Origin of the sequence: Pollutimonas nitritireducens, assembly GCF_002849615.1 — a bacterium.
GTDB lineage: Bacteria > Pseudomonadota > Gammaproteobacteria > Burkholderiales > Burkholderiaceae_B > Pollutimonas > Pollutimonas nitritireducens.
In genome coordinates this window covers 39,925-61,293 of the sequence record NZ_PDNV01000004.1, presented here as the reverse complement: position 1 = coordinate 61,293, position 21,369 = coordinate 39,925, and the positions used below count along the sequence as shown (strand labels likewise).

Below are 21,369 nucleotides of genomic sequence, written 5' to 3'. Positions count from 1 at the left end.
CCGGTAAAAGCAAGGCTGTTCGCTCTGCGGGCACAGGAAGTTTTTGCTTGACGCCCTATTATGCTCAGGGCTAGCATAAAGACGCGCCGATATTGCACCGCGAGGGTGGGCAATGCGGGAAGGGCGGGCTCTTAGAGTTCCAGCCAATTTTTTCTCTTTTAAATACTCAAAATGAGCATAAATGACAATATGAAACCGGAAAATAACGCCGATACGGCTTCGTTCACCATCCCGCCACTGCCAAAAGTTATCCTGGAACCGTTGGTGCGTGCCGCACTGTGCGAAGATCTGGGACGGGCGGGCGACTTGACGTCTGACGCGATTGTGCCCCTGGCAGCGCGCGCGCGTATGTGTCTTGTGGCGCGCCAGGCGGGAGTGCTGGCCGGGCTGGACCTGGTGCGGCTCGCGTTCCGATTGATGGATGACGGCATCGAAATACGCATGCTGCGTGAAGATGGCGCCCGCCTTGCGCCGGGCGATGTAATCGCTGTGCTGGAAGGTCGTGCGCGCGCCATGTTAAGTGCGGAACGCACCGCCTTGAACTTCCTGGGGCACCTCAGCGGCGTGGCGACAGCTACCGCTTCCATTGCCGACGCCATCCGCGCCTATGGAACCCGCGTTAGCTGTACGCGCAAGACCCTTCCCGGATTGCGCGCTATTCAGAAGTACGCAGTGCGGGTCGGTGGCGGCAGCAATCATCGCTACGGCCTGGATGATGCCGTGTTGATCAAGGATAACCATATTGCCGTGGCTGGAAGCGTTGGCGAAGCCATTTTGCGCGCGCGAGCCGGTGTGGGGCATATGGTGCGCATTCAGCTGGAAGTCGACACGCTGGCGCAATTGAAGGAGGGACTCGATCTGGGTGTAGACGCCGTCTTGCTGGACAATATGTCGGTCGATACGTTGAGCGATGCAGTACGCCTGGTGGCGGGCCGGGCGATAACCGAAGCTTCGGGCCGCATCACTCCCACAACCGCGCCGGCCATTGCTCAAACCGGCGTGAATTTGATTGCGGTCGGTTGGCTTACACACAGCGCACCCGTCCTTGATATTGGTATGGATGCCGACTATGCATAGGGCCGCCGCGTTCTTGTCCATGTGTTTCAGCGTGGTTTGCGCCATCAACGCTGCGGGCGCGGCGTCCCTTGCGGACTCCGCCGATTATCCGGTTCGGCCCATCACCCTGGTGGTGACGTTTCCTCCTGGCGGCGGCACCGATTTGTTGGCGCGACGTTTGGCGGCCAGCCTGGAACGGGATCTCGGGCAGTCGGTGGTGGTGGAGAACCGCTCGGGTGCCAGCGGGAATATCGGCGCGCAAGCGGTCGCGCGCGCGAAACCCGATGGTTATACCTTGCTGGTAGTCAATAGCACGTATGCGATCAATCCGGGGGTGTATCGCAATCTGGGGTTTTCGCCGCAGAGGGACTTGGTAGGCGTAATCAATGTGGCCTTCGTACCGTCGGTGTTAGTGACGGCGGCGGACTCGCCATGGCGAACCATGCGCCAAGCCTTGGAGGCCAAAGATGGCGAGCCGGGCTCGATGCCGCCGGCGTATGCATCTTGCGGCAGCGGCACACCTCAGCATCTGGCCGGTGAAATGCTTTTGCGGCGTACGGACGCGATGTGGCTGCACGTTCCTTATCGCGGCTGCGGCCCGGCCCTGGCCGGTGTGCTGGGAGGCAATGTGGGGTTGGGATTCGTTACGGCCTCAAGCGCCTTGCCATTCTTGAAGGGCGGTACGCTGCGCGCACTGGCCGTTACCTCGCCGCAGCGCTCGCCATTGCTGCCCCATGTGCCTACCGTGGCAGAGCAAGGCTTGGCTGGATACGCGCTGGATCAATGGCACGGAATTCTGGCGCCGGCAGGCACATCGTCCGCCATTATCGAACGCCTTAATGGGGCGATCGTTTCTATCGTCCAGCGCCCCGATATGGCGAGGGACTTGCATGCGCTGGGGTACGACACCACAGTTGGGAGCCCACAGGATTTCCAGGCCGTGATCCGGCAGGACATAGCCCGGTTTACCCAGCTAACAGAACAGATGGGGCTGAGGGTGGATTAGGTTCGCATTATCAGGGTTGTGGACGAAAAAAGAGCCAAGGGGCCATTTGAAGGCCGGTTGAAGCGGGCACGTTTCCGTTCTACGATCAGGCCTTCGTTCGTCATTCTATTCAGCAGCCATGAACCTTGCCCGATTCGACCTTGTGACGCTTTTGCTGTTCATCGCTGTGGCGCGCCAAGGCAGCATATCGGCCGGGGCCCGACAATCGCACCTGGCAGTAGGCGCTGCCAGCAAGCGCATTTCCGATCTCGAGGCAGCGCTCGGCACGCCATTGCTGTATCGTCACGCCAGCGGTGTTGAACTCACAGAGGCGGGGCAAGCTTTTCTCCACCACTCCTTGCGCGTGGCACATGAAATGGAACAGATGGCCAGCGCCTTGTCGGATTATGCCTTCGGAGTCAAAGGGCATGTGCGTCTTGCTGCCAATACTTCCGCGATCACCCAGTTTCTTGCCGATGATTTGGCCGCATTCATGCGCGGCCATCCGGCTATCCGTATCAGCCTCATGGAAGAAAACAGCACCCATATTGTCAAGGCAGTCATCGATAACCAGGCTGACCTGGGCATATTTGCTGATCGGACCCCTTGTCCGGGATTGACGACTTATCATTACCGCTATGACGACTTGGTGCTGATGGTGCCGCCCCATCATCCGCTGGCGGTATGCCACGAGATCAGCTTCGCCGACACCCTGGCCTACGACTATATCGGCCTTTCGCAAAAGACTTCGCTTGCAATGCGGCTGCAAGAAGAAAGCGAACGTCTGGGCAAGCCGCTGAAGCTTCGAATTCAGGTGCGCGGCTTCGATTCCATCTGCCGCATGGCCCTCGCGACCCAATGCATCGGCATTCTGCCGCGCCTGGCGGCGGCGCCCCATTCGCGCTCGATGCAATTGACCCTGATCCCGTTGATGGACCCTTGGGCGCGCCGCAAACTATTGATCGGCGTACGCGATTCCGATGGGTTGACCGCGGCAGCGAAACTATTGCTTGCCCACCTGCAGTGTGAACCGGCCGCTGCGTGATGGCAGCGTCCCTGATGGCCCTTCGTGATTCATGATACCCCGCTTGTCGCAATAAGGATGGTGGCTTGAACCCGGCTGGTGGCATACTCGGCTGCGCTCTCAGTAAAACTGAAAGGAGGAGCCATGCCGCATCAAATTCTTGCCGGAATCCGGGTTCTGGAGCTGGGCCAGTTGATCGCCGGGCCGTTTGCCGCCAAGACCCTCGCTGATTTTGGTGCGCGCGTGATCAAGGTCGAACCGCCCGGTCAGGGGGATCCGCTGCGCAAGTGGAGGATGCTGCATGAAGGCACTTCAGTCTGGTGGGAAGCGCAGTCGCGTAGCAAGGAGTCCATTTGCATCGATTTGCGACAGGCTGATGGCCAGGAGCTGGTGCGTACACTGGCGGCCCAGGCGGATGTGTTGATCGAGAACTTCCGGCCCGGCACCATGGAGAAATGGGGTTTGTCGTGGGAAGTATTACATGCGCTCAACCCCCGCCTGATTATGTTGCGGGTGTCTGGCTATGGGCAGACCGGACCCAAGCGACTTGAACCGGGATTCGCGGCGATTGCCGAGGCCATGGGAGGATTGCGCCATCTTAATGGCGAGGCCGGTCGTGCGCCAGTCCGCGCAGGCTTGTCGCTCGGTGACACAATTGCCGGATTGCATGGTGCCATAGGCGTACTCCTGGCCTTGTACGAGCGCGATACTCGAGGAGGAGAAGGTCAAGTCATCGATACAGCGCTTTATGAAAGTATCTTTAACCTTACTGAAAGCCTGCTGCCAGAATACTCGGTGTTCGGCGCAGTGCGCGAGCCGGCCGGTGCATCATTGCCGGGCATAGCGCCCTCCAGCGCGTATCCGTGCCGTGGTGGGCATTACGTGCTTATCGCAGGCAACGGCGATGCGATATTCCAGCGATTGATGCGCCGCATCGGACGCGATGACCTGGCCGATGACCCCCGCTTGGCCCACAACGACGGGCGCGTTGAACAAGTTCACATTCTTGACGAAGCCATCAGCGCCTGGACATCCGTACGCGACATCGACAGCGTGCTGGACGCCATGCGAGAGGCCGATGTGCCTTCCGGCCGCATCTATAACGTTCGCGATATTGCCGAAGATCCCCACTTTCGCGCGCGTGGTGCCATATCAAGCATCCGCAGTGCGAGCGGTATCGAGGTCGAGATGCCCAATGTGGTGCCCATACTTTCGGAAAACCCGGGCGCCATCCGTCGCCGGGCGCCGACGTTGGGCGAGCATACCGTGGCGGTGTTGAAAGAAGCTGGATTCGATGAGTCGCGTATCGGCATGTTGAGTGCAAAAGGAGTTATCGAATGAGACGCGGCATGGCCCTGGCCAATGCGGTGGCGGCCTGGTGCATATGTTCGAGTGCATGGACGTCAATACTGGCGTGTCGATCGAGCGTCTTCTGGCTGTTGTCTCCACGCTGCCACGATTGGTACAGCGAGACTTCAAGCCCGCATTGCTCGTCGCCGGCCCTCGTTTGAAGTTACACCCAGTGCCTTCGGCGCTGGCAATATAAGCGGCAGCACCTATCGGGGCGCCGCATTTCCATATAATCCGAGGAGACTATTTTGAAATCCACATTCAAGTTGCATCGCCCACTGAGCCTTCTGGGCTGCGCGCTGGGGCTGATGCTGACTGCCGCGACGGCTTCAGCTCAAGCCGAAGCGTATCCGGACCATCCTATCAGGCTGATTGTTTCGGCCGCGCCGGGCGGAACCACTGACATTACAGCCCGCATGATCGCCGACCCATTGGGCCGTGCGCTGAAACAGAGCGTCGTGGTCGACAATCGCCCGGGCGGCGCCGGTACCGTCGCCGCGCAACTTGTGACGCGCGCCAAGCCCGACGGCTACACCCTGCTCCTGCAGTACTCCGGTTATCAGGTCATTACGCCGTTGATCACGCCCAACCTGACCTGGGATCCCATCAAGGACTTTGCGCCGGTGGCCAATATATTGTCAGCGCCGCAAGTACTCGTTGTGCGATCGACGCTGCCGTACAAGACGCTGAAAGAGCTTGTGAATGCCGACAAAAAGGATCCAGCCAAGCTGAACTACGCTTCGTCGGGCGTCGGGTCGCTTCAGCAGGTTTCCACGGAATTGCTCAACCAGATGGCCGGCACCAAGCTCGTGCATATTCCTTACAATGGAACTGGGCCTTCAATAAAGGATTTGCTGGGTGGTTCGGTTGACCTGACCATGACTACGCCGCCGCCATTATTGCCTCATATCGCCAGCGGCTCCATGAGGCCGTTGGTGGTTACCGGAAAGAATCGTCTGCCGTCCTTGCCGGATGTCCCTACCGCTGCGGAAGCCGGTTATCCCGACCTGCTTGTTTCTTCTTGGTTCGCCATTTATGCCCCGGCTGGCACCCCGCCCGACATCGTCAACAAGCTGGCTTCCGAGATCGAAACAATCATGAAAACACCCGCGTTCCGTGAAAAGGCTGAAACGCTGGGCGCCGAAGCGCTGTTTATGGGTCCGGCCCAACTGGGCGAATTTACCAAACAAGAGCTCAAACGTTGGGAGCCCGTGGTCAAGGCTGCAGGCATCGTTTCCGAATAAGCTGCTCACCTATGGTTTCGGTGGCCATGGCGATCAGACTGGACGCAGCAAACTGACTGATGTAGACGTGCAATTTCATGGGGTTATCCTACGATGCTGAAGATGTGCCCAGCGTAGCGAGGCGGCCGAAACTGAGCAAGTCGCCAGGCCCCATCTTGAAGCCGATTGAAATAACTGGCGTCCGTAGTCGGTACTTTCGTTGCTTCTTGCTGCAGACGGGTATGCATCGCAAAGCGGCCACTTGCGGCAATGCCGTCTCCGTGGCGGCTAGCGGCTTGTGCTACCGTACGATTTTCTCTGGCCGATCCGGCCTTTTTCTCTCACATGTCTTCTTATTGCGTAGCCGTCATCGGCGGGGGGCCGGCCGGATTGATGGCGGCCGAAACCTTGGCAGACGCCGGTGTGCGGGTCGACGTCTACGATGCAATGCCATCGGTCGGCCGCAAGTTTCTCCTGGCTGGGCGCGGCGGCCTGAACCTTACGCACAGTGAACTATTGGCCGCCTTTGTGTCGCGCTATGGCCACCAGGCCGCACGTGTTGGATCGTGGCTGGAACAATTCGACGCCGACGCCTTGCGACAGTGGGCTCATGGGCTTGGGATATCAACATTCGTGGGATCTTCCGGCCGCGTGTTTCCGAGTGAAATGAAAGCGGCTCCCCTGTTGCGCGCGTGGCTGCAGAGATTGCGAGCCAACGGCGTGCGCGTACACGCCCGGCATGTGTGGCGCGGTTGGACGGAAGATGGGGCTTTAAAGCTGGACACGCCACAAGGAGCAATGACGCGCAAGGCCGACGCCGTGGTGCTGGCGCTGGGCGGCGCAAGCTGGGCCCGGCTGGGCTCTGACGGTGCCTGGCAGGCCATACTCGTACGGGAAGGCGTTGCTGTATCGCCATTGCTACCCGCCAACTGCGGCTTCACGGTGAACTGGAGTCCTTATTTCACCCAGCGTTTTTCCGGTGAACCTTTGAAATCGATAGCCATGGCGCCCCAGGGCGATATGGCGATGCGTCGCGGTGAGTGCGTGGTGACGCACGACGGTCTGGAAGGGGGAGTGATTTATGCCTGGTCGGCGCATCTGCGAGATGCCATTCTCGCGACGGGCGCTGCCGTATTGCATATCGACCTCTTGCCTGACCATGAGCCTGGTCGGGTGTTGGCGGAAGTGACTCGAAGCCGCGGGGCCCGGTCGTGGTCCAGTCACCTCGGTGGCCGGCTGGGCTTGCGCGGCGTGAAGGCTGGACTATTGCGGGAATGCCTGCCTAAAGAAATATTCGATCGACCCGATGCGCTGGCCACGGCAATAAAACAGCTGCCCTTGCGGCTATGCGGGGTGCGTCCTTTGGATGAAGCAATCAGTACGGCGGGAGGCGTGCGATTCGATGGCCTGGATCCAGGCCTGATGTTGAATGGTATGCCTGGGGTGTTCTGCGCAGGTGAAATGCTGGATTGGGAAGCCCCGACTGGAGGCTATTTGTTAACGGCATGCTTTGCCAGCGGACGCGTGGCGGCGCAGGGCGTGTTGCGATGGTTGGACGGCAAGGACCGGGGACAGAGTCTTTAACGCCTCGCCTGCATCTTCGTGCGCCGCCTTGCAAGGTATGCCCGATCATCGACTGTCGAAAAAATCAAAGCAAACACGATGCCGAGTGCCGCACCGACGATCGTGTCCAGCACACGCTCAACCGGCATGTTTGAGGTGGTGGCCACCGGGGTGGCGAGATGGGTCATCAGCAGGGCCATGGGAGTGACGGTGATTTGCCCCAGGGCATAGTTGTAGCCGATGATTACTTCAGTGATGAACTGGAAAAGCACGATAGCCGTGGCTACGGCCCAGAAGCCCGGGTTCTGCGCCAGGATAGCCCACGCGATGCAGGCACCCAGAACCGTCCCGGCCATACGCTGAAGGGAGCGATTCATGGTCACGTGCAGGTGCGTGCCCTGCATCACGGCTGTGGCACCTATGGCGGCCCAGGCAGGGTAATGCCAGCCGGCTGCATGGGAAATGCCGGCTGCGATGGCAGCGCCGATGGTAATCCTCCCGGCAACGATCAGTTGGTGCGACATTGGCGGTATTTTGGGGGCTGGCGAGGTCGTGCCTTCGGTTTCCTGAGATCTCAAACGATCCGTCAATGTGCAGATCACAAACGTGAGCAGCGCGCCCGCGCCGGTCGCCACAGTGCGTTCGACCACTGTCTGCCATGCATCGACAGGACCCATTACCGCCCCAACGGCGAACACAAAAATGACTGCGCCTGGGCCGCCCAGGCCCCAGGTTGTTACGGCTATGGTGTAAACGCCCGCGCTTAATGCCAGGACAAGGACCATAGCCGCCGGGGCGGCACCCGCAAAGGAAACCAACGATGGAACAAGGACGCCAGCGGTCAACAGGGCTCCGCCTATGAGGACGATTTTCCTGCGTCGTTGCAGAGATGCGTAGCGTCCGAACAAAGCCGCGAGAGCACCCAGGGCAGGAAAACCAACCAGCTGCGGCCATGGCGACAGGTGCGTTATGGCGAGTGCAAGCAGTATGGCCAATGCGGCCTGGAAGCCCGCTACACACGCGTTGCGTGGTGACGGAGGCGCGGCGACGATTATGCTTTCCCACAGCTGAGCGCGGGTCAACAAGTGCCGAGCCGAACCTCTACGTGTCGCATGCAAGCGCGCGCCGATGACTTTTTGGTCTCCTGCAGCGGATACCGGGTCGATCGATTTCTTTCTCTTGAACGGCATTTGGAATTTTCGAAACTGGACTACGCATGATACTCCGCCAGTGTCGCCGATCGCATCTTGCCAGCGATTGACAACGTTGCGGGTATCCTAATAAAATAGAATGAGTGTTCTGTCCATAAGAACGCTTAATACATCACCGAACTAGTTAAAAAGACGGGAGACAATAATGAAACCTTTTAGATATATCGCTGCTACCGGCTTGCTGATGACGTTGACCGGTGTGGGTTCCGCCTGCGCGGAGGTTTACCCATCCCAGCCGGTAAAATTTGTTGTCGGCTTCAGCCCGGGAAGCACAATCGATACCGTGGCCCGCATCATTGGTGAGGGACTGACCCAGCGCATGGGCACCACTTTCGTGATCGACAATAAAACCGGTGCGAACGGTGCAATTGCCGCGCGTACCGTTGCGCAGGCCAAACCCGACGGGTATACCCTCCTGGTGAGCAATTCCAGTTCGATCACGGTCAATCCTTTGCTCTACTCGGATCTGCAATACCATCCATTAAAAAACTTCGAACCGATATCGACGGTGGTTTCGGTGCCCTTTGTGCTGGCAATTAATCCCGAGAATAAGCGCACGGCGGCTATTTCCTCGTTAAAGGATCTGGTGGATGCGGCTGCTAAACAGCCCGGTCGAGTCACCTACGGATCCGCTGGCAACGGGAACCTGATGCATTTGGCTGGCGCACAGCTCGCCACGATGTCGAAGACCGAGATGGTTCACGTGCCCTATCGCGGAGCCGCACCCATGGAAGCTGCTCTATTGGCGGGCGACATCGACTATGGATTCGACACGCTTTCCGGTGTGCCATTAATGAAATCGGGCAAGTTAAAGCCCCTGGCAGTATCGACCAAAGAGCGTTGGCGCGATCTGCCAGACGTTCCCTCGGTTGCCGAGCAAGGCTATCCCGATTTTGACATTTCATTTTGGGTAGGTACATTTGCGCCTGCCGGAACACCTAAAGATGTCGTGGACCGGTTGAATAAGGAGATTGCGGCAGTAGCCAACGATCCGAAATTTCAGAAGAAGCTGATGCTGCAAGGAAACATCCTCACGCAAAGTCCAGCAGGTTTTATCGAGAAAATCCGGACAGAACTTGATCAGAACGAGCAGTTGATCCAGCGCGCGAATATCAAGATAGATAAGTAGGGCGAAGGGAAACTGGGGGGAACGGTGGCTGGTTTTCCATCGCCACTGTTTTGAATCTTTGTATTGAGGAGTAGTGGATGTCTTGGCAGAAAGAGCTGGACGAGCTCGCGTTACGCAAGCAACTGGCAGAAAAAATGGGCGGGCCGGAAAAAGTGGAACGGCATCGCGGAATGGGCCGACTGCCCGTGCGAGAGCGCATCGAGCGTCTAGTAGACCCCGGTTCATTCAGGGAGGTTGGGGCGTTAACGGGTAGCGGTGAGTACGACGAACACGGCACGCTTGTGGATCTGACGCCATCCAACTTTCTTACTGGACGGGCACGTGTCGATGGCCGCCCCATCGTTATTGCCGCTGACGATTTTACGGTTCGTGGTGGCGCCAACGATGGCGCTGTCGGAGATAAATTATTGGCGTCCGAGTGTATGGCGCGCGATTTGCGCCTTCCACTGATCCGGCTTGTCGACGGCACCGGAGGTGGCGGGTCAGTCAAGAACATCGAAACCAAAGGCTATTCCTTGTTGCCCAAGTTGCGGATGTGGCCCGCCATGGCGCAGAACCTTGCTACGGTGCCAGTGGTATCGCTGGCTTTGGGATCCGTCGCGGGCTTGGGCGCAGCCCGGGTGGCGACCAGTCATTATTCCGTAATGGTCAAAAACACATCCCAGCTGTTTATCGCGGGCCCACCTGTTGTCGCGCGTATCGGCCAGGTGTTGGACAAGAATGAGCTCGGCGGTAGCAATATCCACGTACGCAACGGAGTCGTGGACGACGAGGTCGCGAGCGAAGAGCAGGGGTTCGAGCGGGCGCGCCGTTTTCTTTCTTATCTGCCGCGTTCTGTATATGACACAGCGCCGCGTGCGGAAGCAATCCCGCCTGCGTCTTCGGATTTCACGTGGTTGCGCTCCGTAATTCCGTCCGAGTCCCGTCAGGTTTACAAGATGCGTCCCATAGTGGAATCGTTGGTGGACGAGGGCTCTTTCATGGAAATCGGCAGCAAGTGGGGTCGTTCCTTGATCGTCGGCTTGGCTCGCATAAACGGCTGGCCGATCGCTCTGTTTGCGAGTGATCCTTACTATTATGGTGGGGCCTGGGATAAACAGGCATCCGAAAAATTTATCCGGATGCTGGATATTGCCGAGGTTTTCCACCTGCCGGTGATAAACCTGGTCGATGTTCCTGGGTTCCAGATTGGGCTGAGCGCCGAAAAAGAAGGGGCCATGCGCTATGGTGTTCGCGCCTTGACTGCGGTGGCTCAATCGACAGTTCCATGGTGTACGTTCATCATTCGGAAGGCGTTTGGCGTAGCGGCCGGCGGGCATCAAAGTGATGGCCGGTTCAATTTCCGCTATGCATGGCCTTCCGCACAATGGGGATCACTGCCGATCGAGGGCGGCCTCGAAGTTGCGTATAAGCGCGAAATCGAATCTGCCGATGATCCCGCCGCCAAGAGGGCGGAGATTGAGGAACGTGTTCATGGGTTGACATCGCCATTTCGGAGCGCCGAAGCCTTTGTCATCGAGGACATTGTCGATCCCATCGAGTCACGTTCCTTACTGGAGGAATTTGTGGATGTGGTCGCGCCCTTACGCGGTACCGGCCCGCGTGGATTTGGATTCAGGCCTTGACCATGACACACGGAAGAACATTGAAGCGAGTGTTGGTCGCCAATCGTGGCGCCATAGCGGGCAGGGTTATTCGTGCATTGCGCCAGTTGGAGATAGAATCCGTCGCGGTCTACTCCGAAGCCGATAAAGATCTCCCCTACCTGCAAGATGCCGATACAGCGGTGTGTATCGGACCCGCGTCTCCGATGCACAGCTATCTGAATCAACGGGCGTTACTGGATGCTGCAATGCAGTCAGGGGCTGATGGCGTTCACCCCGGATATGGTTTTCTGTCGGAGAATGCAGATTTTGCTGAGAAGATCGAGGACGCCGGCCTGTGCTTCGTTGGACCGTCTCCCCGGTTCATACGCATGCTCGGACACAAAACCCAGGCGCGCGACGCCATGCGCCTGCACGGCATGCCTATGGTTCAAAGTAGTGAAGTGCTGGACGACGACATGGACCACGTTCGTTCCGTCGCGCTGGCGCTCGGGTTTCCTTTGCTTATCAAACCGGCTGCGGGTGGTGGGGGTATAGGGATGTTGCCTATACACCGCGTTGACCAAATCGAGTCGGAGTGGAAGCGTGCGCGCGCCATCGCCGAACGCAGCTTTGGGCGTACGGATCTGTACCTTGAACAGTTGATACAGGCGCCGCGCCATATCGAGTTTCAATTCCTGGCCGATCGCCATGGCGGTGTGCGGTGCCTTTATGAGCGTGATTGTTCAACCCAACGGCGACACCAGAAGGTCGTCGAAGAGGCGCCTGCGCCCGCGCTCGACCGCGAGCTCGTGCGGACCATGGCAGTTCAATTGGAGTCGATACTGGCCGCTATAGGCTATGACGTGATCGGAACCGTCGAGATGCTTTACACCCCAGAGACGGGATTTTCATTTTTGGAAATGAATACCCGTCTGCAGGTCGAGCATGCTGTCACCGAAGAAGTGACAGGTATCGACCTCGTGATGGCCCAGATCCGGCTGGCGCGGGGTGAGCTCATCGAGAATGTATTGCCAGGAGCCATCGATACCATAGGGTGTGCGATCGAAGCCCGCGTCTATGCAGAGGATCCGCTGCGGTTCCTGCCGTCGCCAGGACTCCTCAATGAGTTTGAGCCGCCGCGCATGCAGGGCATACGGGTCGAGACAGGCTATCAGCAGGGTTCCCGGGTAACGAGTCATTATGATCCCATGTTGGCCAAGGTGATCGCGAAGGCCGAAACCCGGCAAGAGGCAATCCAGCGACTAACCGAGGCCTTGAAGGTATTCAGGATCGAAGGGTTGAAAACAAATATTCCTTTTATCTTGCGCGTACTGGCCGATAAAGAGTTTGGCCAGGGACATGTATCGACGGATATCGTTCAGCGGATACTCGCTGAGCACCACGCATAGCAAATGAATCTAACAAACAGGAGCACATGATGGAGAAGATTGAGGCAACAGTAACGGGGCGCGTGCTGGAAGTACTCGTACAAGTCGGCAGCAAAGTGAACGTGGGCGACGACGTAGTGAAAATAGAATCCATGAAAATGGAAATTCCAGTGAGTTCCGAATATGCCGGTACTGTGAGGTCAATTGGAATCGCAGTCGATGACAGCGTCGAAGAAGGACAAGCCATTATTGAACTGGAGGCCTAGTCATGATTGCTTCGCAGACAGCGACGTTTCCTCAAGGTGCGGTGGCTGTATTGACCATCGATAATCCTCCTGTCAACGGCATCGGCAGCGGAGTCAGGGTCGCGCTGGGTAAAGCACTGGAAGAAGCGATTGCAAATCCCATGATCAAAGGAATCGTTCTTACAGGATCGGGCAGTTTTTTTTCCTGCGGCGCCGACATACGTGAGTTCAACACGCCCAAGTCCCGGCAGGAACCCAGCTTGCGCGCGATCATCGAGCAGCTGGAAAACTCGCCCAAGCCGACTGTCGCTGCGATACACGGGGCGGCATTGGGTGGTGGGCTCGAACTGGCTCTTGGTTGCCATTATCGTATTGCGCAGGCGAAGTCATCTTTTGGCCTGCCAGAGGTCAAGCTGGGAATCTTGCCAGGCGCCGGCGGTACCCAGCGGCTTCCGCGATTGATAGGTATCGGCCCCGCCTTGGAAATGGTGGCTGGGGGTGATTCTATCGATGCTTCGAAGGCCCAATCGCTGGGCCTGATTGAGCGACTCGTACAAACAGACCTTGTGCCGCAGGCATGCGAGCTGGCCCTGGAGGCCTCCATTCGAACGGAGGGGTTGCCGCGCCTGTCACGTGCGCCTATTGGTGCCACCGCCGATAGCAAGGTTTTCGACGAGGCGCGCAAACTGGCCGGCCGGCGTTATCGGGGATGCATCGCTCCCCTGGAGTGCATTGCATGCGTCGAGAAAACGCTCACGTCCGACCTGGATGAAGGGCTGGCATTTGAAAGAGAGCGTTTTCAGTTCCTGGTCAACGGCGATCAGTCAAAGGCCCAACGTCATCTCTTCTTTGCCGAGCGTGCGGCCATGAAGCCGCCTAAGGTCGAGGCAAAACTGACTCCGATTCGCAAAGTGGGTGTCGTGGGCGCCGGTACCATGGGCACTGGGATCGCCATGAGCATCGCGAACGCCGGGATATCCGTCGTGATGATTGAGCGCGACCAAGCGGGCTTGGATCATGGCTGGGAAGTGATCAAAGGAAACTATGCATCCAGCGTGAGCCGCGGGAAGCTGAGTGATTCCGATGTCAAAGCACGTCTGGCCCTGATCTCCCGTTCGCTTGACTATGCTGCCTTGGCAGACGTCGACTTGGTGATAGAGGCGGCGTTTGAAGACATGGGCGTAAAAAAAGAAATTTTTTCTCGGCTGGATGCTGTTTGCAAGCCGGACACCATCCTCGCTTCAAATACATCGCGTCTTGACATTAACGACTTGGCAGCATCGACTTCAAGGCCGTCAAAGGTGATAGGTACGCACTTTTTCAGTCCTGCCAATGTCATGCGCTTGCTGGAGGTAGTGCAAGGCACACGGACGGCGACAGACGTGATCGGATCCCTCTTTGCTTTCGCCAGAAAATTGGGAAAGATACCGGTTCTTGTGGGCGTTTGCGACGGATTCGTCGGCAATCGCATGGTCAGCCCCTATACGCGCGAGGCACATTTCCTTTTGGAAGAAGGTGCCACGCCGGAACAGGTGGACAGCGCTCTAAGGCGGTTCGGCATGGCTATGGGTCCTCTGCAAATGGGCGACATGGCGGGACTCGATATCAGCTGGGCGGCGCGAAAGCGCATGGCGCCCACGCGGCCGGCGCATATACGCTATAGCAAAGTGGCGGACACTATTTGCGAACTGGGTCGCCTGGGGCAGAAAACCGGCGCGGGCTTTTACCGTTACGAATCTGGGAGCCGTACTCCCATATCCGACCCCGCCATCGATGTCTTGATTGCCGAGTGCGCCCGAGAGGCTGGTGTCGAGCGGCGTGAAATCACTGATGTAGAAATCATACAAAGGACGATGTACGCGTTGGTCAATGAAGGTGCGCGGATTCTTCAGGAAGGAATCGCTCAAAGAGCATCCGACATTGATGTGATTTACGTGGCGGGCTATGGCTTTCCGGCATTCCGCGGAGGTCCGATGTTCTATGCCGACACGGTAGGATTGCCCGAAGTTCTGGCGACGATTGAACGCTTTCATGATCGGCATGGAGAGCTTTGGGCGCCTGCGCCTTTACTCAAGGAACTGGTAGAAAACGGCCGCAGTTTCGCCGATCTGTAGTCTCGTGCGTTACGGCGTTCGAGACGGCTGGCACATAACAAACAGAAGATAGAGGTAGAAATGGCTGAGAACGACATTGGCTTGGATTCTGCGGGGCCCCAAGCTCGTTATTTTTCGAAATTGGATCAAGGGATATTTGAACTTCAGCACTGCCAAGCGTGCCTTCGTCATCAGTTTTATCCGCGTGTTCTTTGCGAACACTGCGGTTCGACGGCGCTCGAATGGGTTAGCCCGAGCGGAAGAGGAACGCTGTACTCGTTCAGCGTGGTGCGTAGAAAGCCCGAGTTGGGAGGTGACTACAACGTCGTGTTGGTGGACCTTGCCGAAGACGTGCGACTCATGAGCCGTGTCGAGGGAGTAGCGCCCGATGAGTTGAGCATCGGCATGGAGTTGTCCGCTCGCGTCATTAACCAGGACGGCCATGGTGTCGTTGTTTTCCAGGCTGGGGTTCCGGTATGAACACACTTGATGCATTGCGCTCGAAGGCAGCAATCGTTGGGGTAGGAGTTGCAGGTTTAGGCGAGGCCCATGGCTATACTGAGCTTGAAATTCTTGCACAGGCCGCCACCAAGGCGGTGGCGGACGCGGGTCTGAGCATGCGGGACATCGATGGTGTAGCCACTTGCAGCTCATCTGCGACGATGTGGGGTATGCCGGTCGTGGAGTACTTGGGATTGCGCCCACAGTTCATTGAGAGCACGATGTTGGGCGGGTCAAGCTTTCTGGCCCATTTGCTCCCTGCCATTCTGGCGTTGGAGTCCGGTCAATGCAATGCTGTTCTGGTCTGCTACGGCAGCACTCAGCGTACGGCAACGTTCGGCCGCAAAGAAGGGGTAAAAGCGCGGACGTTGCTGGACCCGCAGCCCTTTGAGCAACCGTATGCGCCAATCCAGCCGATCACTTCGTATGCGTTGGCCGCCCAGCGGCATATGCACGAATTTGGAACAACGCGCCGGCAATTGGCCGAGGTCGCCGTGGCTGCACGAAAGTGGGCGCAACTTAATTCCGAAGCGGTAATGCGGGATCCGCTATCCATCGAAGATGTGCTGAATGCGCGCATGGTCTCTGACCCGCTTTCGGTGCGCGATTGCTGCCTGGTCACCGATGGAGCCGGCGCATACGTTCTGGTCAGATCCGACAAGGCAAAAGACCTTCCCCGCAAGCCGGTATATGTGCGGGGCAGTGCAACCGCAGTCTGGAACCGGCAGATATCCTCAATGAAAGATCTGACCACAACGGCGGCAGCCGAGTCGGGCGCGCGTGCGTTGAGCATGGCGGGGGTTGGCGTTTCGGACATCGACGTTGTCCAGCTGTATGACGCTTTTACGATAAATCCTATTCTTTTCCTTGAAGACCTGGGCTTCTGCAAGAAGGGGGAGGGTGGGTCTTTTGTTGAGGGCGGGGCGATTGCGCCTGGCGGCCGCTTACCGGTCAACACAAATGGCGGGGGGCTCTCTTGTGTGCATCCAGGGATGTATGGAATATTTTTATTGATCGAGGCCGTGCGCCAGCTTCGCGGAGATTGTGGCGAGCGGCAGGTTGCCGGAGCGGAGCTCGCACTCGTGCACGGCAATGGCGGAACCTTGTCCAGCCAGTCAACCGCAGTGCTGGCGACCGAATCCAGATGCTAAAGGAGTAATGGGGTGCTTGATAAGACGGTTGTGAGCTTCGCGGACGCCGTATCCGGTGTGCAGGACGGCGCGACGATATTGATAGGCGGGTTTGGATCGTCTGGCGTGCCTACGGAACTTATCTGCGCCTTGCTGGATCAGGGAGCCACCGATCTGGTCGTGGTCAACAATAATGCCGGTAATGGTCCGGTCGGCCTGAGTCAGTTGGTGGCGGCAGGTCGTGTTCGAAAAATGATCTGTTCTTTCGCCCGTTCTTCCAATAAGGCGCAGCCAAACGCCGTAGCGTTCGCCGAGTGCTACCGCGCTGGAAGAATAGAGCTGGAATGTGTGCCCCAGGGAACAATGGCGGAGAGAATGCGCGCCGCAGCGGCGGGTATGGGGCCGTTTTTTACGCCGACCTCATATGATACGGATCTGGCCAAAGGCAAGGAAACACGAGTAATTGACGGGATCGGCTACGTTCTTGAAACCCCGTTGAAGGGCGATTTCGCATTAATCAAGGCACTACATGGCGATCGGTGGGGAAATCTGAAATATCGGTATGCTGGGCGGAACTTTGCACCGGTCATGGCAATGGCTGCGACCACCACCATCGCCCAGGTCGATCAGATTCTCGCCTTGGGCGAAATTGAACCTGAACGGGTGGATACACCCGGAATATTCGTTCAGCGCGTCGTTCAAACGGGAAACAGGCAAAATGCATAATAAATTGACACGGCATCAGATCGCCAGTTTGGTTGCCAACGATATTCCAGACGGATTCTATGTCAATCTCGGAATCGGCATACCTACGCTAGTGGCTCGGCATTTGCCTCCCGACAAGGACATCATCCTGCACACAGAAAACGGTATTGTTGGCCTGGGCCCCGGCGATCCCAATGCCCCACTGGATCTGGATCTCATCAATGCAAGCAAGGAGCCCGTGAGCCTGCTGCCGGGGTCGTCCATCACCGATCACGTTATATCGTTTGCGATGATGCGTGGGGGACATCTCGATCTGACGGTGCTGGGCGCTTTCCAGGTGTCGGCAGCCGGCGACCTTGCTAACTGGGACACCGGTGCCGCCGATACAATACCTGCTGTAGGAGGCGCCATGGACCTGGTCGCCGGCGCCCGGCAGCTATTTGTCACGATGGAGCATGTTACTAGGCACGGCGAACCAAAGATTGTTTCGACGTGCACCTATCCACTAACGGGCAAGGCAGTCGTGGACCGGATTTATACCGACTTGGCCATTATTGACGTCCGGGATGACGGCTTGTTGGTCACTGCGATGGTACACGGCATGAGCTTCGATCTTCTTCAATCGCTGACGGCATGTCCGTTGCGCATCGCAACGGACTGCAGAATGCTGAATCCAACATGATTATGGACCTGGGCCTATTCACCAGCGATACCGCAAGCTAGCCCGTACGCTGCGCTGATAGCCATACCAGCACCACTCTTCCGAATAGCATGAAGCGACGTATTCCTTGTCGAACAGATTGGTGATGTTCAATGCGACCGACATACCCTTTAATGACGGGTTCGCGCGCCCGAGGTCATAATCCATTGCGGCATCCACCAGCGTGGCAGCCGGCACCTTGAATGCATCGTGTGTGCCGCCGGAGCTTGTGCCAAGATAGCGTGCACCGGCGGCTACGCCCATTCCGGCGAGCGGGCCGCTTTGCAGTTGGTACCGCGCCCCGCCAAGCAGGCATGGGCCGATGGTTCGGATGGCTCAGCGCAGGGGCGGCTGCGGTGTTCGCGACGCTGGCATCTGCGGCTCCGCGCGTCGGATCCAGCTCACGGAGGATGCCACTGCGCGGCCGATCGAAGTGAGGCGAGCGTTTTTTCTGGCTTGCACATCCCAGATGTAATAGCCGGAATACTTCCATATGATTGCGAAATATCATATTAGGATCATCTAATTTAGAATAACCTAATATATTATGACGCTATGGTAGTCAATAACGAAGATAATCTGTTGCTGCAGGAGGGCGCGTCCGAGGCGGCCGCGATGTTGCGTACCCTGGGCAATCCGCATCGGCTCCAGGTGCTGTGCATGCTTATTGAATATGGCGAGATGACCGTGGGCGACCTCAATAAGTACGTTGAGTTGAGTCAATCCGCGCTGTCTCAACACTTGGGGAAAATGCGGGACGAGGGCTTGGTGACCTTCCGACGCGAAGCTCAGACTCTGCACTACCGCATTGATAACGCCGACGTGGCAAAAATTATCGCCACCCTTAAAGACATTTTTTGTCCGTGACTTCTGTCAGGAGCGCCGCATATGTCTCTCAAATCAATGCCCGCCTCTGCGGTCCATTGAAGCCTGGAACGGTGGGCAGTGCTGATTGCTATACACCCGGCGGATGAGTATGCCGTGGAATCGATGACACAGAGGCCGTTGGCAGCAGCCATAGTGCCCATTCTTTTCAAAGGAGAAGTTATGAAATTCAACGTAGGCGGTTTAGATCGCGTGTTGCGCGTGCTCGTGGGCGTAGTATTGATTGCGCTCGCGGCAACCGGGACTGTGGGGTGGTGGGGATGGTTGGGTATCATCCCGTTGTTGACGGGGCTGGTACGTTTTTGTCCCCTTTACTCTCTTCTAGGAAAGAGCTCGTGTCCGATGCGGGCACCAAAGTAGTCCAGTGCCACAGGGCTTCGCCGACAGATATCCGTGCGGCGAAGCGCCCAGACGCCCCGACCATCAAAACAAAAAGCCCATCGCTGTGCCGTTAAACATAAACCTATCGGACGTTAGAGCATAAAGCTGCCGCTACCTCCCCTTTCCCCTGGGGAGCGAAAATCCCACAAACATTGCGAAAAAGCTTCTCTTTGCCTTTCGTTTAGGCTGCTGTCCCTGATGGGTTCTACTGGTTGGCACCTCTATCTAAATGGTTTCTACTCGAACGGTTGGTACGATGCATCGGCCGTCATGATCCGCAGGCTGGTGGAGTCTCTCATCATTGAGGTGTTCGAGAAGCACGGGGATCGCATCGAAGATACAAAACACCGCTGGCGACTTCTTCTACTTACGCGACCTTATTGGAGTGCTCGTCACAGAGAGGACGTGGAATCTCAGCAGGAACACGAAGACAGCCCTTCCTCGGCTCAAGAACGCAGGCAACATGTCGGCGCACAGTCGGCGCTTCATCGCCCAACGCCAGGACATCGACAGGCTAATGAGTGACCTGCGCGCGGTGTTCGCGGCTTTGGTGCTGGCGGACAGTCTGAGGGTGACTCATAGGTTACGAGAGTGATAAAGCCGTGTTCTGGCGGTTAAGGGTAATATTCAGTTGATTGGAATTGCCCTTTTGCGACATTAGACCGAAGTAAGCCATGGACTATGAAACCCTTGAGGCGATGCAACGGCGGCATCCGGCATGGCGTCTGTTACTCGCCGACTCCGCTCCTTTAGTAGCCAGTTTTCTACATCGTGTTTTCGTGGCGCCCAATGTACGGGTAATAAGCCAGGCCGACCTTATCGAAGCACTGGAAGACACGTTGTTTGCTCTGCGAGAGCAGTTGGGCGCCGAGGTGTTTCCAAAGCGAGCGCAAGATTATCTGAACGATTGGGCCGCGAACGAGCGCAGTTGGCTGCGCAAGTTTTACCCTAACGACTCCGATGAGCCTCATTTTGACCTAATGCCCGCCACGGAAAAAGCCATAGGCTGGTTGACCAGCCTCACCGAGCGCAGCTTTGTGGGTACCGAGTCTCGCTTGCTCACATTGTTCGACTTACTTAAGCAAATGAGCCAGGGCAGTGAAACCGATCCTCAAGTGCGTTTGCTGGAACTGCAAAAACAGCGTGCTGAAATTGACCTGGAAATTGCTTTGGTTTCACAGGGGCAGTTATCGTTGCTGGACGATACGGCAATCCGGGATCGCTTTCAACAATTCATGGGACTGGCACGCGAGCTGTTGGGGGACTTTCGTGAAGTCGAGCAAAATTTTCGTGGCCTGGATCGACACGTCCGCGAGCGCATCGCCTTGTGGGAGGGCAGTAAAGGCGAGTTGCTGCAGCAAATCATAGGCGAGCGCGACTTGATCGTCGACTCCGACCAAGGCCGAAGCTTCCGGGCGTTCTGGGATTTCCTGATGTCTCACGACCGGCAGGAAGAGCTGACTCAATTGCTGGACAAAGTCTTGCAACTACCGCCCATTGTTCAGCTTAAGCCCGATGTCCGTACGCGCCGCGTGCATTATGATTGGCTGGAAGCGGGCGAACATACGCAGCGTACGGTGGCCTTGTTGTCGCAGCAGTTGCGCCGGTTCCTTGACGATCAGGCCTATCTGGAGAATCGTCGCATTATGGATTTGCTGCGGGGCATTGAAAGCCAGGCGATGGCGGTGCGCGACATGGCGCCTTCTGGCAGTTTCATGCAGATTGACGATACGGCGGCCGATATTGAATTGCCGATGGAGCGACCGCTGCATACGCTTCCCATTAAACCGTTGATCAGCAGCAGCAAACTTGACGTGGGCGACGCGGATATTGATGCGACGGCATTGTTTTCCCAGTTTACGGTCGATAGTGCGGAGTTATCCCAACGCGTGCGCCGGGCTTTGCAGGGCCGTTCTCAAATCACACTGGCGGACTTGCTGGCGGAATATCCTCTTCAGCAGGGGCTCGCCGAGCTTATTGCTTATCTGCAGCTGGCCAGTGAACGGGGAGACGGCAAGGTGCTGCTGGATGACGATGCAAACGATAGCATTGCCTGGCAGGCAATCGACGGGAACTGGAAGCGGGCCGTGATGCCGCGGGTAGTGTTTATCAAATAGACTCTACGGGAAATAGGCCGTGCATATAGATGGTGCAGCGAATAAATGGTGCAGGATATGGATTGCTCCCTAATTGGTCGCATAGGACGGATTGTTA

At 57.4% G+C, this 21,369-nt stretch carries 19 protein-coding genes and 1 pseudogene; 18 read left to right on the top strand and 2 right to left on the bottom strand.

Annotation, left to right across the window (positions count from 1 at the left end; genetic code table 11):
* The first annotated feature begins 171 nt into the window (after positions 1-171).
* The 6 genes from nadC (at position 172) to CR155_RS06590 (ending at position 7,222) form a co-directional block, all read left to right on the top strand.
* A complete protein-coding gene (nadC, locus tag CR155_RS06615; protein WP_102069216.1) occupies positions 172-1,077 on the top strand; it encodes a carboxylating nicotinate-nucleotide diphosphorylase in 906 nt (301 codons plus the stop codon).
* Positions 1,070-2,062, top strand: a complete 993-nt coding sequence (locus CR155_RS06610; RefSeq protein WP_102069215.1) for a tripartite tricarboxylate transporter substrate binding protein — start codon at positions 1,070-1,072, stop codon at positions 2,060-2,062. Before nadC ends, CR155_RS06610 begins: the two co-directional genes overlap by 8 nt.
* 118 nt (positions 2,063-2,180) lie before the next feature.
* Entirely contained in the window at positions 2,181-3,086 is a 906-nt protein-coding gene (locus CR155_RS06605) for a LysR substrate-binding domain-containing protein (RefSeq protein WP_102069214.1), read from the top strand.
* A gap of 123 nt (positions 3,087-3,209) precedes the next feature.
* The gene (locus CR155_RS06600) at positions 3,210-4,406 is read left to right on the top strand and encodes a CaiB/BaiF CoA transferase family protein (RefSeq protein ID WP_102069213.1); all 1,197 of its coding nucleotides are present in this window, start codon (positions 3,210-3,212) and stop codon (positions 4,404-4,406) included.
* Positions 4,407-4,723: 317 nt separating this feature from the next.
* The gene (locus tag CR155_RS06595) at positions 4,724-5,659 is read left to right on the top strand and encodes a Bug family tripartite tricarboxylate transporter substrate binding protein (RefSeq protein ID WP_102069460.1); all 936 of its coding nucleotides are present in this window, start codon (positions 4,724-4,726) and stop codon (positions 5,657-5,659) included.
* 324 nt (positions 5,660-5,983) lie between these two features.
* On the top strand, positions 5,984-7,222 hold the full coding sequence (locus CR155_RS06590; RefSeq protein ID WP_102069212.1) for a TIGR03862 family flavoprotein: 1,239 nt from the start codon (positions 5,984-5,986) through the stop codon (positions 7,220-7,222).
* On the opposite strand, the gene CR155_RS06585 is transcribed toward CR155_RS06590, so the two are convergent.
* On the bottom strand, positions 7,219-8,391 hold the full coding sequence (locus CR155_RS06585) for an FUSC family protein (RefSeq protein ID WP_102069211.1): 1,173 nt from the start codon (positions 8,389-8,391) through the stop codon (positions 7,219-7,221). The two genes, CR155_RS06590 and CR155_RS06585, sit on opposite strands and share 4 nt — an antisense overlap.
* Before the next feature lie 205 nt (positions 8,392-8,596).
* Here CR155_RS06585 and CR155_RS06580 point away from each other — a divergent pair, with 205 nt between their 5' ends.
* The 9 genes from CR155_RS06580 (at position 8,597) to CR155_RS06540 (ending at position 17,871) form a co-directional block, all read left to right on the top strand.
* Entirely contained in the window at positions 8,597-9,541 is a 945-nt protein-coding gene (locus CR155_RS06580; protein ID WP_233214031.1) for a Bug family tripartite tricarboxylate transporter substrate binding protein, read from the top strand.
* A 77-nt stretch (positions 9,542-9,618) separates the two neighbouring features.
* Positions 9,619-11,166 (top strand): acyl-CoA carboxylase subunit beta, encoded by a 1,548-nt coding sequence (locus CR155_RS06575; protein ID WP_102069209.1) that lies wholly within the window; start codon positions 9,619-9,621, stop codon positions 11,164-11,166.
* A gap of 2 nt (positions 11,167-11,168) precedes the next feature.
* Positions 11,169-12,536 (top strand): acetyl-CoA carboxylase biotin carboxylase subunit, encoded by a 1,368-nt coding sequence (locus CR155_RS06570; RefSeq protein WP_102069208.1) that lies wholly within the window; start codon positions 11,169-11,171, stop codon positions 12,534-12,536.
* 26 nt (positions 12,537-12,562) lie between these two features.
* Positions 12,563-12,781, top strand: a complete 219-nt coding sequence (locus CR155_RS06565) for an acyl-CoA carboxylase biotin carboxyl carrier protein subunit (RefSeq protein WP_102069207.1) — start codon at positions 12,563-12,565, stop codon at positions 12,779-12,781.
* A gap of 2 nt (positions 12,782-12,783) precedes the next feature.
* Positions 12,784-14,874 carry a 3-hydroxyacyl-CoA dehydrogenase NAD-binding domain-containing protein gene (locus tag CR155_RS06560; protein WP_102069206.1) on the top strand — a complete coding sequence of 697 codons (2,091 nt, stop codon included), beginning with the start codon at positions 12,784-12,786 and terminating at the stop codon, positions 14,872-14,874.
* 60 nt (positions 14,875-14,934) lie between these two features.
* Positions 14,935-15,333: a Zn-ribbon domain-containing OB-fold protein gene (locus tag CR155_RS21455; RefSeq protein WP_102069205.1), complete on the top strand. Its 399-nt coding sequence runs from the start codon at positions 14,935-14,937 to the stop codon at positions 15,331-15,333.
* Entirely contained in the window at positions 15,330-16,505 is a 1,176-nt protein-coding gene (locus CR155_RS06550) for a thiolase family protein (RefSeq protein WP_102069204.1), read from the top strand. Before CR155_RS21455 ends, CR155_RS06550 begins: the two co-directional genes overlap by 4 nt.
* 12 nt (positions 16,506-16,517) lie before the next feature.
* Positions 16,518-17,210 carry a 3-oxoacid CoA-transferase subunit A gene (locus CR155_RS06545; protein WP_102069203.1) on the top strand — a complete coding sequence of 231 codons (693 nt, stop codon included), beginning with the start codon at positions 16,518-16,520 and terminating at the stop codon, positions 17,208-17,210.
* Positions 17,203-17,871, top strand: coding sequence for a 3-oxoacid CoA-transferase subunit B (locus CR155_RS06540; RefSeq protein ID WP_102069202.1), 669 nt, complete (start codon positions 17,203-17,205; stop codon positions 17,869-17,871). The genes CR155_RS06545 and CR155_RS06540 overlap by 8 nt, the downstream gene beginning before the upstream one ends.
* A gap of 18 nt (positions 17,872-17,889) precedes the next feature.
* On the opposite strand, the pseudogene CR155_RS06535 reads toward CR155_RS06540, so the two are convergent.
* A pseudogene (locus CR155_RS06535) lies at positions 17,890-18,189 on the bottom strand (TonB-dependent siderophore receptor); the annotation flags it as partial.
* A 255-nt stretch (positions 18,190-18,444) separates the two neighbouring features.
* On the opposite strand from CR155_RS06535, the gene CR155_RS06530 reads away from it, so the two are divergent.
* The 3 genes from CR155_RS06530 to CR155_RS06515 all read left to right on the top strand — a co-directional run bounded on the left by CR155_RS06530 (position 18,445) and on the right by CR155_RS06515 (position 21,272).
* On the top strand, positions 18,445-18,756 hold the full coding sequence (locus CR155_RS06530) for an ArsR/SmtB family transcription factor (protein WP_102069200.1): 312 nt from the start codon (positions 18,445-18,447) through the stop codon (positions 18,754-18,756).
* Between the two features lie 180 nt (positions 18,757-18,936).
* Positions 18,937-19,134 carry a YgaP family membrane protein gene (locus CR155_RS06525; RefSeq protein ID WP_102069459.1) on the top strand — a complete coding sequence of 66 codons (198 nt, stop codon included), beginning with the start codon at positions 18,937-18,939 and terminating at the stop codon, positions 19,132-19,134.
* A 695-nt stretch (positions 19,135-19,829) separates the two neighbouring features.
* Positions 19,830-21,272, top strand: a complete 1,443-nt coding sequence (locus CR155_RS06515; RefSeq protein ID WP_102069199.1) for a DUF3375 domain-containing protein — start codon at positions 19,830-19,832, stop codon at positions 21,270-21,272.
* Positions 21,273-21,369 lie beyond the last annotated feature (97 nt).

Coding starts and splice junctions, on each gene's coding strand:
- nadC (WP_102069216.1), top strand. CDS start 172: ATGAGCATAAATGACAATATGAAACCGGAAAATAACGCCGATACGGCT.
- CR155_RS06610 (WP_102069215.1), top strand. CDS start 1,070: ATGCATAGGGCCGCCGCGTTCTTGTCCATGTGTTTCAGCGTGGTTTGC.
- CR155_RS06605 (WP_102069214.1), top strand. CDS start 2,181: ATGAACCTTGCCCGATTCGACCTTGTGACGCTTTTGCTGTTCATCGCT.
- CR155_RS06600 (WP_102069213.1), top strand. CDS start 3,210: ATGCCGCATCAAATTCTTGCCGGAATCCGGGTTCTGGAGCTGGGCCAG.
- CR155_RS06595 (WP_102069460.1), top strand. CDS start 4,724: ATGCTGACTGCCGCGACGGCTTCAGCTCAAGCCGAAGCGTATCCGGAC.
- CR155_RS06590 (WP_102069212.1), top strand. CDS start 5,984: ATGTCTTCTTATTGCGTAGCCGTCATCGGCGGGGGGCCGGCCGGATTG.
- CR155_RS06585 (WP_102069211.1), bottom strand. CDS start 8,391: ATGCCGTTCAAGAGAAAGAAATCGATCGACCCGGTATCCGCTGCAGGA.
- CR155_RS06580 (WP_233214031.1), top strand. CDS start 8,597: ATGACGTTGACCGGTGTGGGTTCCGCCTGCGCGGAGGTTTACCCATCC.
- CR155_RS06575 (WP_102069209.1), top strand. CDS start 9,619: ATGTCTTGGCAGAAAGAGCTGGACGAGCTCGCGTTACGCAAGCAACTG.
- CR155_RS06570 (WP_102069208.1), top strand. CDS start 11,169: ATGACACACGGAAGAACATTGAAGCGAGTGTTGGTCGCCAATCGTGGC.
- CR155_RS06565 (WP_102069207.1), top strand. CDS start 12,563: ATGATGGAGAAGATTGAGGCAACAGTAACGGGGCGCGTGCTGGAAGTA.
- CR155_RS06560 (WP_102069206.1), top strand. CDS start 12,784: ATGATTGCTTCGCAGACAGCGACGTTTCCTCAAGGTGCGGTGGCTGTA.
- CR155_RS21455 (WP_102069205.1), top strand. CDS start 14,935: ATGGCTGAGAACGACATTGGCTTGGATTCTGCGGGGCCCCAAGCTCGT.
- CR155_RS06550 (WP_102069204.1), top strand. CDS start 15,330: ATGAACACACTTGATGCATTGCGCTCGAAGGCAGCAATCGTTGGGGTA.
- CR155_RS06540 (WP_102069202.1), top strand. CDS start 17,203: ATGCATAATAAATTGACACGGCATCAGATCGCCAGTTTGGTTGCCAAC.
- CR155_RS06530 (WP_102069200.1), top strand. CDS start 18,445: ATGGTAGTCAATAACGAAGATAATCTGTTGCTGCAGGAGGGCGCGTCC.
- CR155_RS06525 (WP_102069459.1), top strand. CDS start 18,937: ATGAAATTCAACGTAGGCGGTTTAGATCGCGTGTTGCGCGTGCTCGTG.
- CR155_RS06515 (WP_102069199.1), top strand. CDS start 19,830: ATGGACTATGAAACCCTTGAGGCGATGCAACGGCGGCATCCGGCATGG.